Source organism: Microbacterium sp. 01T413_2, from assembly GCF_056398985.1.
In genome coordinates this window covers 1-14,106 of sequence record NZ_JBFTQL010000039.1, presented here as the reverse complement: position 1 = coordinate 14,106, position 14,106 = coordinate 1, and the positions used below count along the sequence as shown (strand labels likewise).

General features: G+C 69.4%; 13 protein-coding genes. 9 read left to right on the top strand and 4 right to left on the bottom strand.

Features of this window, described 5'->3' with window-relative positions; translation table 11 throughout:
- Positions 1-6 precede the first annotated feature (6 nt).
- Together purB and AC1DMN_RS16630 are read right to left on the bottom strand one after the other, a co-directional pair.
- Complete coding sequence (gene purB, locus AC1DMN_RS16635) at positions 7-1,413, bottom strand: adenylosuccinate lyase (protein WP_477230080.1); 1,407 nt, start codon at positions 1,411-1,413, stop codon at positions 7-9.
- Between the two features lie 45 nt (positions 1,414-1,458).
- The gene (locus tag AC1DMN_RS16630; RefSeq protein WP_440732592.1) at positions 1,459-1,962 is read right to left on the bottom strand and encodes a low molecular weight protein-tyrosine-phosphatase; all 504 of its coding nucleotides are present in this window, start codon (positions 1,960-1,962) and stop codon (positions 1,459-1,461) included.
- 208 nt (positions 1,963-2,170) lie between these two features.
- Between AC1DMN_RS16630 and AC1DMN_RS16625 the strand changes: the two genes are divergently transcribed.
- Together AC1DMN_RS16625 and AC1DMN_RS16620 are read left to right on the top strand one after the other, a co-directional pair.
- Positions 2,171-2,416 carry a hypothetical protein gene (locus AC1DMN_RS16625; RefSeq protein ID WP_477230081.1) on the top strand — a complete coding sequence of 82 codons (246 nt, stop codon included), beginning with the start codon at positions 2,171-2,173 and terminating at the stop codon, positions 2,414-2,416.
- Between the two features lie 4 nt (positions 2,417-2,420).
- Entirely contained in the window at positions 2,421-3,917 is a 1,497-nt protein-coding gene (locus AC1DMN_RS16620; RefSeq protein ID WP_477230082.1) for a hypothetical protein, read from the top strand.
- Positions 3,918-3,964: 47 nt separating this feature from the next.
- Here AC1DMN_RS16620 and AC1DMN_RS16615 read toward each other — a convergent pair whose 3' ends face one another.
- Positions 3,965-4,369 carry a phage holin family protein gene (locus AC1DMN_RS16615; protein ID WP_440732589.1) on the bottom strand — a complete coding sequence of 135 codons (405 nt, stop codon included), beginning with the start codon at positions 4,367-4,369 and terminating at the stop codon, positions 3,965-3,967.
- 152 nt (positions 4,370-4,521) lie between these two features.
- Between AC1DMN_RS16615 and AC1DMN_RS16610 the strand changes: the two genes are divergently transcribed.
- The 4 genes from AC1DMN_RS16610 to AC1DMN_RS16595 all read left to right on the top strand — a co-directional run bounded on the left by AC1DMN_RS16610 (position 4,522) and on the right by AC1DMN_RS16595 (position 9,414).
- On the top strand, positions 4,522-5,589 hold the full coding sequence (locus tag AC1DMN_RS16610) for a histidinol-phosphate transaminase (protein ID WP_477230083.1): 1,068 nt from the start codon (positions 4,522-4,524) through the stop codon (positions 5,587-5,589).
- A gap of 220 nt (positions 5,590-5,809) precedes the next feature.
- The gene (locus AC1DMN_RS16605) at positions 5,810-6,937 is read left to right on the top strand and encodes a thiamine pyrophosphate-dependent dehydrogenase E1 component subunit alpha (protein WP_477230084.1); all 1,128 of its coding nucleotides are present in this window, start codon (positions 5,810-5,812) and stop codon (positions 6,935-6,937) included.
- Entirely contained in the window at positions 6,934-7,938 is a 1,005-nt protein-coding gene (locus tag AC1DMN_RS16600; protein WP_477230085.1) for an alpha-ketoacid dehydrogenase subunit beta, read from the top strand. Before AC1DMN_RS16605 ends, AC1DMN_RS16600 begins: the two co-directional genes overlap by 4 nt.
- A 126-nt stretch (positions 7,939-8,064) precedes the next feature.
- A complete protein-coding gene (locus AC1DMN_RS16595) occupies positions 8,065-9,414 on the top strand; it encodes a dihydrolipoamide acetyltransferase family protein (protein WP_441978192.1) in 1,350 nt (449 codons plus the stop codon).
- Between the two features lie 142 nt (positions 9,415-9,556).
- On the opposite strand, the gene AC1DMN_RS16590 is transcribed toward AC1DMN_RS16595, so the two are convergent.
- Positions 9,557-10,846 carry an ROK family protein gene (locus AC1DMN_RS16590; RefSeq protein WP_477230086.1) on the bottom strand — a complete coding sequence of 430 codons (1,290 nt, stop codon included), beginning with the start codon at positions 10,844-10,846 and terminating at the stop codon, positions 9,557-9,559.
- A gap of 144 nt (positions 10,847-10,990) precedes the next feature.
- Here AC1DMN_RS16590 and AC1DMN_RS16585 point away from each other — a divergent pair, with 144 nt between their 5' ends.
- Genes AC1DMN_RS16585 through AC1DMN_RS16575 form a run of 3 tightly spaced genes read left to right on the top strand, consistent with a single transcriptional unit; the run spans position 10,991 to position 14,096 of the window.
- Positions 10,991-12,301 carry an ABC transporter substrate-binding protein gene (locus tag AC1DMN_RS16585; protein ID WP_477230087.1) on the top strand — a complete coding sequence of 437 codons (1,311 nt, stop codon included), beginning with the start codon at positions 10,991-10,993 and terminating at the stop codon, positions 12,299-12,301.
- Positions 12,298-13,209, top strand: a complete 912-nt coding sequence (locus AC1DMN_RS16580) for a carbohydrate ABC transporter permease (RefSeq protein WP_477384620.1) — start codon at positions 12,298-12,300, stop codon at positions 13,207-13,209. The genes AC1DMN_RS16585 and AC1DMN_RS16580 overlap by 4 nt, the downstream gene beginning before the upstream one ends.
- On the top strand, positions 13,209-14,096 hold the full coding sequence (locus AC1DMN_RS16575) for a carbohydrate ABC transporter permease (protein ID WP_441978195.1): 888 nt from the start codon (positions 13,209-13,211) through the stop codon (positions 14,094-14,096). Before AC1DMN_RS16580 ends, AC1DMN_RS16575 begins: the two co-directional genes overlap by 1 nt.
- Positions 14,097-14,106 lie beyond the last annotated feature (10 nt).

Here is a 14,106-nt window from a genome sequence, read left to right as displayed (position 1 = left end):
GCCCGGTTACTTCGCGAGCGTCTCCGCGAGCCCCACGTACGTCGCCGGGGTCAGCGCGAGCAGGCGCTGCTTCGCGGCGTCGCCGATCTCCAGGCCCTGCACGAACTCGGCGAGGTCGGCCGCACCCACACGGTGACCGCGGGTGAGCTCCTTGAGCAGCGCGTACGGATCCTGGATCGTGGAGCGCCCGGCGACGACCTCCGCGCGGATCACGGTCTGGATGGCCTCGGCGAGCACCTCCCAGTTGTGGTCGAGGTCTTCGAGCAGCACGTCGCGGGAGAGGGAGATCTCGTTGAGGCCGCGGCGCAGATTGTCCAGGGCGAGCAGCGAGTGCCCGAAGGCGACGCCGATGTTGCGCTGCGTGGTCGAGTCGGTGAGATCGCGCTGCATCCGGCTCGTGACGAGGGTCTGCGACAGGGAGTTCAGCAGCGCACCGGACAGCTCCAGGTTCGCCTCGGCGTTCTCGAAGCGGATCGGGTTGATCTTGTGCGGCATGGTCGAGGATCCGGTCGCGCCGGCGACCGGGATCTGCGCGAAGTAGCCGAGCGAGATGTAGGTCCAGATGTCGGTCGCGAGGTTGTGCAGGATCCCGCCCGCGTGGCGCACGTGGTCGTACAGCTCGACCTGCCAGTCGTGCGACTCGATCTGGGTGGTGAGGATGTTGAAGTCGATCCCGAGGCCCTCGATGTACTCGCGGGCGATCATCGGCCAGTCGGCGTCGGGCTCGGCGGCGAGGTGCGCCGACCAGGTGCCGGTCGCGCCGGAGAACTTGGCGAGGTACTCGGAGGATCCGATCCGCGCGGCGACGCGCTCCAGGCGCCACGCGAACACCGCGAGCTCCTTGCCCATGGTCGACGGGGTCGCGGGCTGGCCGTGCGTGCGGGACAGCATGGCGGCGTCGGCCTGCTCGACCGCGAGCTCGCGCAGCTTCGCGATGACGTCCTGCAGGGCGGGCAGCCACACCCGCTCGACGGCGCGCTTGACGGTGAGTGCGTAGGAGGCGGAGTTGATGTCCTCGCTCGTGCAGGCGAAGTGCGTGAGCTCGGCGATGGCGTCCAGGCCCAGCGCAGACAGGCGGTCGCGGACGAGGTACTCCACGGCCTTGACGTCGTGGCGGGTGACCGCCTCCTTCTCGGCGAGCCAGTCGATCTCGGCCTGGCCGAAGTCGCGGTACAGGCCGCGCAGGCGGTCCTTGTCGGCCTCGGCGAGCGGCGCGGTGCCGAAGAGGGAGCGGTCCGTGAGCGCGATCAGCCACTCGACCTCGACCTCGACGCGGGCGCGGTTCAGGCCGGCCTCGGAGAGGTAGTCGGCGAGCGGGGCGACCGCGGCGCGGTAGCGGCCGTCGAGCGGGCTGAGAGGCTGGACGGGAAGCGAGGCGGTCACGGGGTGTCCTCCGGAAGAGTCGTGGATCATGCCGTCGGTCCGATACTCCGCGGTGCCGTCACGGGCGAGGAGACGTCACGGACGCGGCGGTCGGATGGCGGGTTCGAGCTGGCCGAACAGGCCGTGGCTCGCTCTCTCGATCATACCGAGCACCTCGTCGAACACCCGGGCGTCGGCGTAGTAGGGGTCCGGCACATCCAGCACGGTCGGATTGTGCTCGAACGAGAGCAGCAGGGTCACTTTGCCCTCCTCCGACTCGTCGCGCGCCCACTGCTTCAGGATCCGCTCGTGAGTGCGGTCCAGGGCGACGACGAGGTCGTTCTCGGCGAAGGAGTCGTAGGTGAACTGGCGCGCGCGATGCTTGGTTCCGTCGTAGCCGCGGCGGGCCAGGGAGTCGATCGTGCGACTGTCGGCCTGCTCGCCCACGTGCCAGTCGCCCGTCCCGGCGCTGGTCGACACGATCCGGTCGCCGAGGCCCTGCTTGGCGGCGATGTCGCGGAAGACGACCTCCGCCATGGGGGACCGGCAGATATTGCCCGTGCACACGAAGATCACGCGGAACGGGTCCGACTCGGTCATGGCTCCATTGTGCCGTAACGAGTCCGTGCCGTAACGAGTCGGGCGGCCGAGCGCGGCGCGGCGGAGCGGGGCGGCGGAACGCAGGCGGCGAAGCGCGGGTGGCGAAGTGCGCGCCGTTCGTCCTCCACATGGCCGGGGATCCGCGGGCTCTGCACGGGTCACGGGAACCTCGTCCTGCGCGGACTCGGCCTCCGGCAGAGTCGCTGTCATGTTCGCCATCGCTCCCGTCACTGCCGAAGGATCCTGGATGCTCGCGGAGGCCATGCTGCGCTGCGACCGCGCGCGAGAGCGGCTGGATCGCGCGCTCGCCGATCTGCGCGCGCTCGCGGCCGACTGCGCGTGGAAAGCCCGCGCGATCGAGCTGATGCTCGAGCGATGCGCCGCGCAGCAGCGTGAGCTCGTCGGCGTGCTCGACCAGCTGGAGTCGATCCAGTCCGGGTTGCGGGCGGGGTGACGTCATGGGAAGCGACGTGGAGATCACGCATGGCGGCATCGTCGCCGTGGATCCCGACGACCTGCGCGCGATGGCGGGCCGCATACGCGCCGACTCCGCCGCCGTTCAGGTCGCCCGGGAGGAGCTGCTGGAGATCCCGACGATCCTGCAGTCGTCGGCCCTGCCGCCAGGGTCACGGTATGGCGCGACCATGCCGATGTGGCCGGCGGCGAACCGCCTGGACGCAGTCGGCGCCGAGCTGGACGAGCTCGCGAGTGACACCGTGACCATGGCCGACATCTTCGAGATCGCCGAGCTCCGCGCTCAGCGCGAGATGTCGGGCGTGACGGATCCGGAACTCGTGAAGCGCTCGCAGCATCGGATCGAGGAGATCCTCGCGCAGAACCCGCGCCTGGTTCAGGCCCGGCGCGAGCTGTTGAAGACCTGGGCCCAGGGGGCATTCGAAGGCTTCACGGCGACGCCGGGAAGCCCGCTCAGCGAGACCAGCGGGACGGCCTGGGACATCCTCTCGACCTTGAGCCCGGCCCTGCGCCTCGCGCTGCTGAACGCAGGGGCGGCCGAGGCTGAACTCTCCCAGTGGGCGCTGCTTCTGCTGATGTCGGTGGCGCCGAGGATGGGACAGACACCGCGCGTGCCGCTGATGCCGACACCGGGGGTGGTGCTGGTCGACGGCGCCGCCGGTCCCGGTGCCCCCGGGAGGGGCGCAGCGGGACCGCGCCCCGGAGACCTGCTGCTCAGTCGCACGCGCACACCCGGATTCGTCGCGAGCAGTTCAGGGGGTGCGGGCGCGAGCCCCGGTGCGCTCCCCGTTCCGAAGGCGCCGACGACCCTGGGCGACGCCGTCGCCCGCATTCCGTATGGCCAGGCGCCTCAGGTGCGCGTCGAGAAGTACGCGCTGGCCGACGGATCCTCGCGGTTCGTCGCCTACGTCGACGGCACCCGCCCAGGACAGCCCCAGTCGGAGCCCTGGGACATGAACTCGAACGTCCAGGCGTACGTCGAGCGGAAGGAGTCCGATTCGTACAAGGCGACGGTCGCGGCACTGCATGCGGCGGGTGCTGACGAGACGACGCCGGTCGACCTCGTCGGATATTCGCAGGGCGGCATGAACGTCGATCTCGTCGCGCAGTCCGGCCAGTTCGATGTGCAGGGCGTGTACACGGTCGGGTCGCCGACGGAGCCCGCGCTGCCCGAGAACGTGGACCACGTCGCGGTCCGGCACACGGACGATCCGGTCGCCGGGCTCGCCGGAGGGGGACGGCCCGACGGGTTGGGATCGTCGCAGGGGCTGGTCATCACGCGCACGACCCTGCCGGGTCATGGGATCGACCTGACCATGCCGGCGCATCAGCTCTCGGCGTACCAGGAGACGGTGCGCCTGGCCGAGCAGTCCGGGGATCCGCGGATGGACGCGATCCGTGAGCACTTCTCCGTCTACGAGGGCGCCGCGCTGACCGACTCGACCGATTTCACGGCGACGCGTGTGCCCGGAGCGAAGTGACCGACGGGCGACTGCCGACGCGAGGGCGGGGCGGCCCCGGGACCGCCTCAGCGGTCGCGGTCGCGCTGGCGCTGAGGGCGCAGGATCGCGTTGAAGACCGCGTTGATGATGGCGATGAGCAGGGCGGCGACGATGGTCCAGCCGAACCCGCCGACGTGCAGCCCCCAGCCCCAGAAGCCGGTGATCCACGCAGCCAGCCAGAGCAGGAATCCGTTGATCACGAGCGAGATCAGCCCGAGGGTCAGGATGTAGAGCGGGATCGCCACGATCTTCACCACGGTGCCGACGATGGTGTTCACGATCGCGAAGACCGCTCCGATCGCGAGCAGCGTGACCAGCAGGGGCACCATCCCGCCGGGCGGGTAAGGGGTGACCGTGACCTCCAGGATGGTGATCAGGCTGACGACCCAGATGGCGAAGGCGTTCACGATGACGCGGATGAGAAACCTCATGATGCCGATTCTCGCATCCGAACCCGGGATCCGCCGGGGAGATTCGGACCGGCCGCCCGCCGACGGATCCGCCGGCGGAATCGGCTCGACGCCGGCGTCTGCGGCAGCGGGGACCCCGGTGTCCCGCCCGTCAGGAGATCTAGACTCGACSCGTGAGCGAAGAGATCCTGCCCCGCATCCGCGAAGAGATCGCGGCCCTCCCGCCGTACCGCCAGGGCAAGCAGGCCGGTGCCGACGCCTTCAAGCTCTCCAGCAACGAGAACCCGTTCGAGCCGCTGCCCTCGGTGCTCGCCGCGCTCGCCGACGCGACGCCGATGAACCGCTATCCCGACGCGACCGCCGGTGCCCTGCGCGCCCGGCTGGGCGAGCGCTACGGCGTCGCGCCCGATGCGGTGCACGTGGCCTCGGGCAGCGTCGCGATCCTGTACCAGCTCGTGCTGGCCGCGGCGACGGTCGGCGACGAGGTCGTCTATGCGTGGCGCTCGTTCGAGGCCTACCCCGGGCTGCCGCTGGTGGCCGGGGCGACCGGGGTGCAGGTGCCGCTCACCCCCGGCGCCCGCCACGATCTCGACGCCATGGCCGCCGCCATCACCGAGCGCACCCGCGTGGTGATCGTGTGCACGCCGAACAACCCGACCGGTCCCATCGTGACCAGCGCCGAGTTCGCGGCGTTCGTGGCGAAGGTGCCGCGGGACGTGCTGATCGTGCTCGACGAGGCCTACGCCGAGTTCGTCACCGCGCCCGATGCCGTCGACGGCCTGGCCGAGCGCATCTTCGAGGCACACCCCAACGTGGTCGTGCTGCGCACCTTCTCCAAGGCGTACGGGCTCGCGGGCCTGCGCGTCGGCTACGCGATCGGGCACCCGCGCGTGCTGGACGCGGCCCGCACCACGGCCATCCCGTTGTCGGTCACCGCCGCCGCCGAGCGCGCCGCGATCGCCAGCCTCGACGCCGAGGACGAGCTGCGCGCCCGCGTCGCAGTGATCGTCGAACGTCGCACCGAGCTCGTCGAGGGCCTGCGTGCACAGGGCTGGGACGTGCCGGACGCCCAGGGCAACTTCGTCTGGCTGCCCACCGGCGAGGCGACCGCCGACGTCGCTGCGGCCTTCGAGGAGGCCGGCCTCATCGTGCGGGCGTTCCCCGGAGACGGGATCCGCATCTCGGTCGGCGAGGCGGAGTCGCTGCCCCGTGTGCTCGCCGTGGCCGCTGCCCAGCGCTGATCGTGAGGGCGGCGCATCCGCGGACCGGATGCGCGGGATCCGAGGATCCGAACGATGCAAGGCCGTCCATGTAAAAAGCTAGGGGGACCTGGCATTAATACGTGGGACACCTGGATATCCGCGCGCCCGCATGCGTCCGTGGGGATCGTCACACACGCCTCGGGATCGTTTGTGCGCACCCTCCACCGCAGACGGGGAAAGCTCGGTTACCGTAGACAAGGTGACTGACGCCGATATCCCCACCGTCCGCGTCCTCGATGCCGACGGCCGCTTCGCTCCGAACCCCGCCGCGGAGGAGTACCTCCCCCTCATCGAGGCCCTGCCCGATGGCGAGCTCGAGCAGCTCTACCGGGACATGGTCGCGATCCGCGCGATCGACACCCAGGCCACGAACCTGCAGCGCCAGGGCCAGCTCGCACTGTGGCCGCCGAGCCGGGGGCAGGAGGCCGCCCAGGTCGGATCCGCCCGCGCCGCCCGCCCGCAGGACACGATCTTCCCCTCCTACCGCGAGCACGCCGTCACCCGCATCCGCGGCGTGGATCCGGTCGACATCATCAAGCTCATGCGCGGCACCTCGAACGGGGGATGGGACCCGACGGATCCGCGCAACGGCAACACCCGCATCTACACGCTCGTGCTCGGCTCGCAGACCCTGCACGCGACGGGCCTCGCGATGGGGCTCGTCTTCGACGGCAAGTGCGGATCCGGTGACGTCGATCGCGACCAGGCCGTGATGGTCTACTACGGCGACGGCGCGTCCAGCCAGGGCGACGTGCACGAGGCGATGGTCTTCGCGGCGAGCTACCAGACCCCCGAGGTGTTCTTCCTGCAGAACAACCACTGGGCGATCTCCGTGCCGGTGTCGACCCAGTCCCGGGTGCCGCTCGTCCAGCGCGGCGCCGGATACGGCATCGAGTCGATCCGCGTCGAYGGCAACGACGTGCTCGCGAGCTACGCGGTCACCCGCCGCGCGCTGGACGAGGCGCGCACCGGCCAGGGCCCGCGCGCGATCGAGGCCGTCACSTACCGSATGGGCGCGCACACCACGAGCGACGACCCCACGAAGTACCGCGGCAGCGACGAGGAGCAGGAGTGGGCGCTGCGCGACCCGATCGCCCGCATGCGCGCCTACCTGGAGCACCGGGGAGCCGCCGGATCCTTCTTCGCCGACGTCGAGTCCGAGGCCGCGGACGCCGCCGAAGACCTGCGCGTGCGCACCCTCGCTCTCGGCTCTCCGACGGCCGAGGCGATCTTCGACAACGTGTACAGCGACCCGCATCCGCTGATGGCCGAGCAGAAGGCATGGCAGGCGCAGTACGAGGCTTCCTTCCAGGAGGGTGACCGATGACCACGGTGGACACGACCCGGACCGGCATCGAGACGATGCCGTTCAGCAAGGCTCTGAACGCGGGTCTTCGCAAGGCCATGGAGGACGACCCCCGGGTGCTCCTCATGGGCGAGGACATCGGCGCACTCGGCGGTGTCTTCCGCGTCACCGAGCACCTGCAGCGCGACTTCGGCCCGCAGCGCGTGCTGGACACCCCGCTCGCCGAGTCCGGCATCGTCGGCACCGCGATCGGCCTGGCGATGGGCGGGTTCCGCCCCGTCATCGAGATCCAGTTCGACGGCTTCGTCTTCCCCGCCTTCGACCAGATCACCACGCAGCTCGCGAAGATCACGGCCCGGCACGAGGGCAGGGTCTCGATGCCGATCGTGATCCGAATCCCCTACGGCGGGCACATCGGCGCCGTCGAGCACCACCAGGAGAGCCCCGAGACCTACTTCGCGCACACCCCGGGCCTGCGCGTGGTCTCGCCGTCCACCCCGAACGACGCGTACTGGATGATCCAGGAGGCGATCGCGTCGAACGATCCCGTGATCTTCCTCGAGCCGAAGAGCCGGTACTGGCCCAAGGGCGAGGTCGACCTGTCCGCCCCGGCGCTGCCGCTGCACGCCTCGCGCGTCGTGCGCCGCGGATCCGACGTGACCCTGGTCGGGCACGGCGCCATGGTGTCGACCCTGCTGCAGGCCGCGGCGCTCGCCGAGGCCGAGGGCACGAGCTGCGAGGTCGTCGACCTGCGTTCCCTGTCGCCGGTGGACTACTGCCCCATCCTCGATTCGGTGCGCTCCACAGGCCGCATGGTCTACGCGCAGGAGGCGCCGGGATTCGTGAGCCTCGGCAGCGAGATCGCGGCGACCGTCATGGAGCGGGCGTTCTACGCCCTCGAAGCGCCGGTGCTGCGGGTCTCGGCCTACGACACCCCGTTCCCGCCGGCGAAGCTCGAGAGCACCTACCTGCCGGATCCGGACCGGATCCTCGAGGCCGTCGACCGGTCTCTGGCGTATTGATGACCTCCTCCGGGGGTTCCGAACTCAGTCGATCTGGTCGGCTTCCGCCCGTTGCGGTCGAATCCGCACGATACTGACTGAGTTCGGCACACTCCGACCGAGAGATTCCCTCCGAAAGGAACTCTGATGAGCACCCAGACCTTCACCCTGCCGGACGTCGGCGAGGGCCTCACCGAGGCCGAGATCGTCACCTGGAAGGTCGCGCCCGGCGACGCGGTGGCCGTGAACGACGTGATCTGCGAGATCGAGACGGCCAAGTCGCTCGTGGAGCTGCCTTCGCCGCACGCCGGCACAGTCGGCGAGCTGCTCGTGCCAGAGGGGAAGACGATCGACGTCGGCACCCCGATCATCACGTTCCTGACCTCGGCTGCCGAGCCGGCCGCCCCCGCCGCGGCTCCCGCTGCTGCCCCGGCGGAGGAAGGTTCCGGATCCGTGCTGGTCGGTTACGGCTCCGGCGCGGAGGCGACCTCGCGCCGCCGCCGTCCCGCCGAGCGCCCGGTGCGCTCCTCGGTCGGGGTGATCGCGAAGCCGCCGATCCGCAAGCTCGCGCGCGATCTCGGCGTCGACCTCACCCAGGTCGCCCCCTCGGGGGCGGACGGCGAGGTCACCCGCGACGACGTGATGAAGCACGCCGAGCAGGCCAGCGTGTTCCGCAACATCCAGACCCCGGAGTGGGGCGACGTGCGCGAGGAGACCGTGCCCGCGCCGCAGCCCGCGCCGGTGGGCCTCGCCCGCGGGATCGCGCCCTCGACTGCTCGCGCCGGCGCCGACGAGAGCCGCACCGAGTCCATCCCGGTCAAGGGCGTGCGCAAGGCGACCTCCTCGGCCATGGTGCAGAGCGCCTACTCCGCCCCGCACGTGACCGTGTGGAAGGAGGTCGACGCGACCCGCACCATGGAGCTCGTCAAGCGGCTCAAGGCCTCACCCGACTTCGCCGACATCAAGGTCTCGCCGCTGCTGATCGTCGCCCGCGCCGTGATCTGGGCCGTGCGCCGCACCCCGATGGTCAATGCCGCCTGGATCGACACCGCCGACGGCGCCGAGATCGCGGTGCGCCACTACGTGAACCTCGGGATCGCCGCGGCCACCCCGCGGGGCCTCCTCGTGCCGAACATCAAGGATGCACAGGACTTGGGCTTGAAGGACCTCGCGCGCGCTCTGAACCGGCTCACCCTGACCGCACGCGAGGGAAAGAGCACCCCGGCGGACCAGCAGGGCGGCACCATCACGATCACCAACATCGGCGTGTTCGGGATGGACGCGGGCACCCCGATCATCAACCCGGGCGAGGCGGGCATCGTGGCCATGGGCACGATCAGCCAGAAGCCGTGGGTCGTCGACGGCGAGGTGCGCCCGCGCTGGGTGACCACGGTCGCCGGATCCTTCGACCACCGCGTCGTGGACGGCGACGGCATGAGCCGCTTCATCGCCGACGTCGCCGCCGTGCTCGAGGAGCCCGCGCTGCTGGTGGACTGACGCGGGCGGAGCCGGATCCGGTCTCATCGGGGTCGTTGAGCGAGCACCGAGCGCAGCGAGGAGAGAGACGAAACGCGGCACTGTTGCGGACCGACTCTGTGAGATCGCCGCGTTTCGTCTCGGTCGCCTTCGGCGTCCTCGCTCAACGACCTTTGAAGCGCTGCGCCACGAGCCGGGGCAGGCCGACGGCGCGTGCCGACGAGAGGGCCGTGGAGACCGCGCCGGCGAGTACGATGTCGGCGCCGAGGCGTGAGCGCAGGATCGCCGGCGCCGGCAGGTCCAGCAGCGGGCGCAGCACGTCGCGCGCGGCGTCGAGCACGGGTTCGATGTCCTCGGCGATCGCCCCGCAGATGATCACGCGCTCGGGGTCGTAGGTGCTGCCGAGCACGGCGACCACCCGGGCCAGATAGGCGCCGGTCTCGCGCACCACCCTCGCCGCATCCGGATCCCCGGTCGCAGCGAGGGCGAGGATGCGATCCGCCCGGAGCCCTTCCGTGGCGAGCGCGGCGAGAGCGCCGTCGGCCTCGGCGTCGCCGGAGTCCAGCAGCTCGTCCGCGATACGCGTGATCGTGGGGCCGAGGCCGTGCGCGGAGTCCACCCCGCGCACGTGGTCGAAGAGCACCATCTCGCCCACGCCGCCGTGTGCGCCGTGCAGGATGTGCCCGTCCACCACGGCGCCCGCGCCGAAGCGCTCGCCGGCGATGAGCGCGATGTAGTCGCGGCACCCGACGGCCTCGCCCAGATCGCCCTCCGCGGCGGCCGCGAGCACGGCGTCGTTCTTGATCTCGACCACGGGCGCCCATCCGGCGAGAAGCTCGGCGAGGCCGGGGTTGGTGCGCTCCCAGAAGCCGTCGGGGTGGGGCGGGGAAGAACCGTTGCGTGCCACGGGAGCCGCGACGCCGGCACACAGGGCGAGGATGCCGTCGCGGGGGACGCCGCTCGCGGACAGCGCCGCGTCGAGGTGCTTCAGGATGGCGGTCCGGCGCTGACCCACCGTGTGCTGGCGATCCAGGTCGGTGCGCACGTGCGCGAGCGGGGTGCGCGCGAGGTCGGTCACGGTCACGCCGAGGTGCGTGTCGCCGGCGTCCAGGGCGATCACGGCGCCGAGGTCGGCGGGCAGCTCGAATCTGCGGGCGGGGCGTCCGCCCGAGTACTCGCCGGCGTCGCGGGCGTTCGGGAGCTCGCGCACCACGTCCGCCGCGACGAGGGTGTCGATCGCGTCGATCGTGGTCGAACGGGTGAGCGAAGCACCGGCCATCGCCTCCGTGGCGGTGAACGGCCCGCGACCCCACGCGAAGTCGAGCACCTGGCCGAGGCTCGGCCTGCTGACGGCGGACGCGGTGGGGGCGTCGCGGCCCGAAACGAGCGCGCCTTCGGGACCGGCGTCGGCGGCGACGTCGGGTGCCGTGTCGGGCGCGGCGGATCTCGGCATTCGTGCTTGACCTCTCGGGTGGACCTCTGTCAAAGTATCCCTTGCCCAAGTTGATTCGGGAACAAAATCTAATCTCCGGAACAAGGATCTCGCCGCCGGCCCTCAGGCTGAGGAGCGGTGGATCCGCCGGAAGGGACGAGGACGATGGTGTCTGGGAAGAGAACGCGGACGGCGAGAGTGCTCGCCGTCATCACGGCATTGACGATCGCGGGCACCGCCCTTGCCGGCTGCGCCCCCGCCGATAGTCGCGAGACGGTCCGCTTCACCTTCAGCAAGCGCGAGGCGATCGATTTCATGACCAAGGTCGTGAACGACTACAACGCCTCGCAGAGCAAGGTGCGGGTGGAGATCGACACCTCGGGCGTGGACGTGGTCTCGGCCAGCTTCGTCCGCGGCAACCCGCCGGACCTGATGCTGGCGAACTACAACTTCGAGGTCGCCCGATTCGTGCAGCGCTGCGCGCTGACCGACTTGTCCGACACAGCCGAGGCGGGACGGATCCGCAAGGATCTGCAGCCGCTGCTGGATCAGTACGGCATCTGCCCCGGCAAGACGACGGTGCTGCCGTATTCGGTGATGGCCGCCTCGGTGATCTACAACAAGGAGATCTTCGCGAAGTACGGCATCGAGGTGCCGAAGACCTGGGACGAGCTGATCGCCGCGAGCGACACCCTGAAGGCGGCTGGGGTCACCCCGTTCTACGGCACGTTCAAGGACAACTGGACGATCGGTCAGGGCTGGTACGACTATGCCGTCGGCGGCGAGGTGCCGGTCGTGGACTTCTTCAAGAAGATGAACGAGGAGGGCACGAACGTCGGCCCGAACTCGCGGACATCCTTCTCCAAGGACTTCGCGAAGCCGGTCGACCAGATGACGCAGCTCATCAAGAACTACACCCAGCCCAACGCAGGGAGCCAGGCTTACGTCGACGGCAACCTCGCGTTCGCGAAGGGGCAGGGCGCCATGTATCTGCAGGGGCCGTGGGCGTTCGGCGAGATCGCCAAGACGTCCCCCGACCTGCAGCTGGGCACCTTCCCGCTGCCGATGACGAACGATCCGAAGGATCTCAAGGTCCGCGTGAACATGGACCTCGCCGCGATGATCCCGACCGGATCCAAGCACCAGAAGGCCGCACGCGACTTCCTCGCCTACCTCTACCAGCCGTCCGTGATCGACGCGTACAACGCCGCGCAGCTCGGCTTCGCACCGACCACCGACGCCACCATGCCGAACGATCCGCGGATCGCCGGGATGATCCCGTACTACGACGAGGGCGCGGTCTATCAGGGAGCTTCGGTGCTGGTGCCGAAGACGATCCCGGTCTTCAACTACGTCCAGGCGATCGCCCTCGGGGGCAGCGTCAAAGACACCCTGAGCACGATGGACGCGGACTGGGCGCGCGCCGCCTTCCTCGCCCCGAAGCTTCCGAGCGACACGAAGGGCACCGCGAAATGAGCACGACAACGACCATCGTGACGGGCGGTGACCGGAAGATCCGGCGCAGCAGCCGTCGGATCGAGCCGATCTACTACCTGTTCCTGCTGCCGACGCTGGTGCTGTTCACGCTGGCGATCACCGTGCCGGCGGTCATGGGCATCTTCTTCAGCTTCACCGACTCGATCGGGATCGGCACCTGGAGCTTCAACGGGTTCACCAACTACATCGCCGCGTTCAGCGATCCGGCCATTCTGCAGAGCTACCTGTTCACGTTCGGGTTCTCGATCGCCACCGTGATCGTCGTGAACGTGCTCGCCTTCCTGCTGGCCGTCGGGCTCGTCTCGMGGATCCGTTTCAAGACCGGCCTGCGGGCGATCTTCGTGATCCCGATGGTGATCTCRGGCATCATCATCGCGTACGTGTTCAACTTCCTGTTCTCCAACTCGATCCCGGCTCTCGGGACCGCGACGGGCATCCCCTGGCTGTCGACGAGCATCCTGGCGAATCCGGATCTGGCCTGGGTCGGCATCGTGATCGTGACCGCCTGGCAGGCGATCCCSGGCACGCTGCTSATCTACATCGCSGGCCTGCTCTCGATCCCGGGRGACGTCTACGAGGCGGCGGACATCGACGGGGCGRGSAAGTTCCAGCAGCTCACCCGGATCACGGTGCCGCTCGTGGCCGGGTACTTCGTCATCAACATCGTGCTCGGATTCAAGGGCTTCCTGAACGCGTACGACATCATCAAGGGCCTCACCGACGGTGGTCCCGGCACCGCGACCCGCAGTGTGGCGATGACGATCATCGCCGGCTTCAACGGCGGCGACTACGCCTATCAGATGGCCAACGCGACGATCTTCTTCATCGTCGCGATCCTGATCTCCCTGCTGCAGCTGTCCGTGACCCGCGGAAGGAACGCACTCTGATGTCCACGCAGACTCTTCTCACCACCGAGGCCCTCACCACCGTCGGTCGCAAGCCGCGCGTGAAGATGGAGCGGGTCAACTGGTCGGGAACCATCATCCTGATCCTGTGCACGGTCACGGTGCTGATCCCGCTGTACGTCACGATCTCGATGGCGTTCAAGACGTCGAAGCAGGCGGTCGACGGCAACGCCTTCTCGCTCCCGGCGCCGTTCAGCGTCGACGGGTTCACGCAGGCCTGGGACCTCACCAAGTTCCCGGTCGGCGCCGGGGTCTCGCTGCTCGTCACCGCGGGCACCGTGTTCCTGACCGTGGTGCTGGCCGCGTTCGCGTCGTACGCGATCGTGCGCAACTGGGATCACCGGCTGTTCCGGTACTCGTTCTTCTACCTGCTGGCCGCGATGTTCATCCCGTTCCCGGTGGTGGCGCTGCCGCAGATCCAGCTCACCGGGCTCACCCATCTGGACAATCCGTTCGGCGTGATCCTGCTCGCCACGATGTTCCAGCTCAGCTTCAGCGTGCTTCTGTTCACCGCATTCCTGCGCTCGATCCCGCTCGAGCTCGAGGAGAGCGCGCGGATCGACGGTGCGAGCACCTGGCAGACGTTCTGGCGGATCATCTTCCCGCTGCTCGGCCCGATGAGCGCCACGGTCGGCATCTTCGCCTTCCTGTATGCCTGGAACGACTTCATGATGCCGTCGCTGATCATCTCGGATCCGGCCCTGCAGACCCTCCCGGTGCGGCAGAACCTGTTCCAGAATCAGTTCAGCAGCAACTACAACGTGGCCTTCGCCTCCTACCTGATGGCGATGGCTCCCGCGATCGTCGCCTACCTGTTCACCCAGCGCTGGGTGATGGAGGGCGTGACCCAGGGCGCCGTCAAGGGCTGACAGACCCGCC

Excerpts from the sequence above, each read along its gene's own strand:
- AC1DMN_RS16600 (WP_477230085.1), top strand. The coding sequence starts at position 6,934 with ATGACCACGGTGGACACGACCCGGACCGGCATCGAGACGATGCCGTTC.
- purB (WP_477230080.1), bottom strand. The coding sequence starts at position 1,413 with ATGATCCACGACTCTTCCGGAGGACACCCCGTGACCGCCTCGCTTCCC.
- AC1DMN_RS16625 (WP_477230081.1), top strand. The coding sequence starts at position 2,171 with ATGTTCGCCATCGCTCCCGTCACTGCCGAAGGATCCTGGATGCTCGCG.
- AC1DMN_RS16575 (WP_441978195.1), top strand. The coding sequence starts at position 13,209 with ATGTCCACGCAGACTCTTCTCACCACCGAGGCCCTCACCACCGTCGGT.
- AC1DMN_RS16595 (WP_441978192.1), top strand. The coding sequence starts at position 8,065 with ATGAGCACCCAGACCTTCACCCTGCCGGACGTCGGCGAGGGCCTCACC.
- AC1DMN_RS16615 (WP_440732589.1), bottom strand. The coding sequence starts at position 4,369 with ATGAGGTTTCTCATCCGCGTCATCGTGAACGCCTTCGCCATCTGGGTC.
- AC1DMN_RS16630 (WP_440732592.1), bottom strand. The coding sequence starts at position 1,962 with ATGACCGAGTCGGACCCGTTCCGCGTGATCTTCGTGTGCACGGGCAAT.
- AC1DMN_RS16590 (WP_477230086.1), bottom strand. The coding sequence starts at position 10,846 with ATGCCGAGATCCGCCGCGCCCGACACGGCACCCGACGTCGCCGCCGAC.
- AC1DMN_RS16585 (WP_477230087.1), top strand. The coding sequence starts at position 10,991 with ATGGTGTCTGGGAAGAGAACGCGGACGGCGAGAGTGCTCGCCGTCATC.
- AC1DMN_RS16620 (WP_477230082.1), top strand. The coding sequence starts at position 2,421 with ATGGGAAGCGACGTGGAGATCACGCATGGCGGCATCGTCGCCGTGGAT.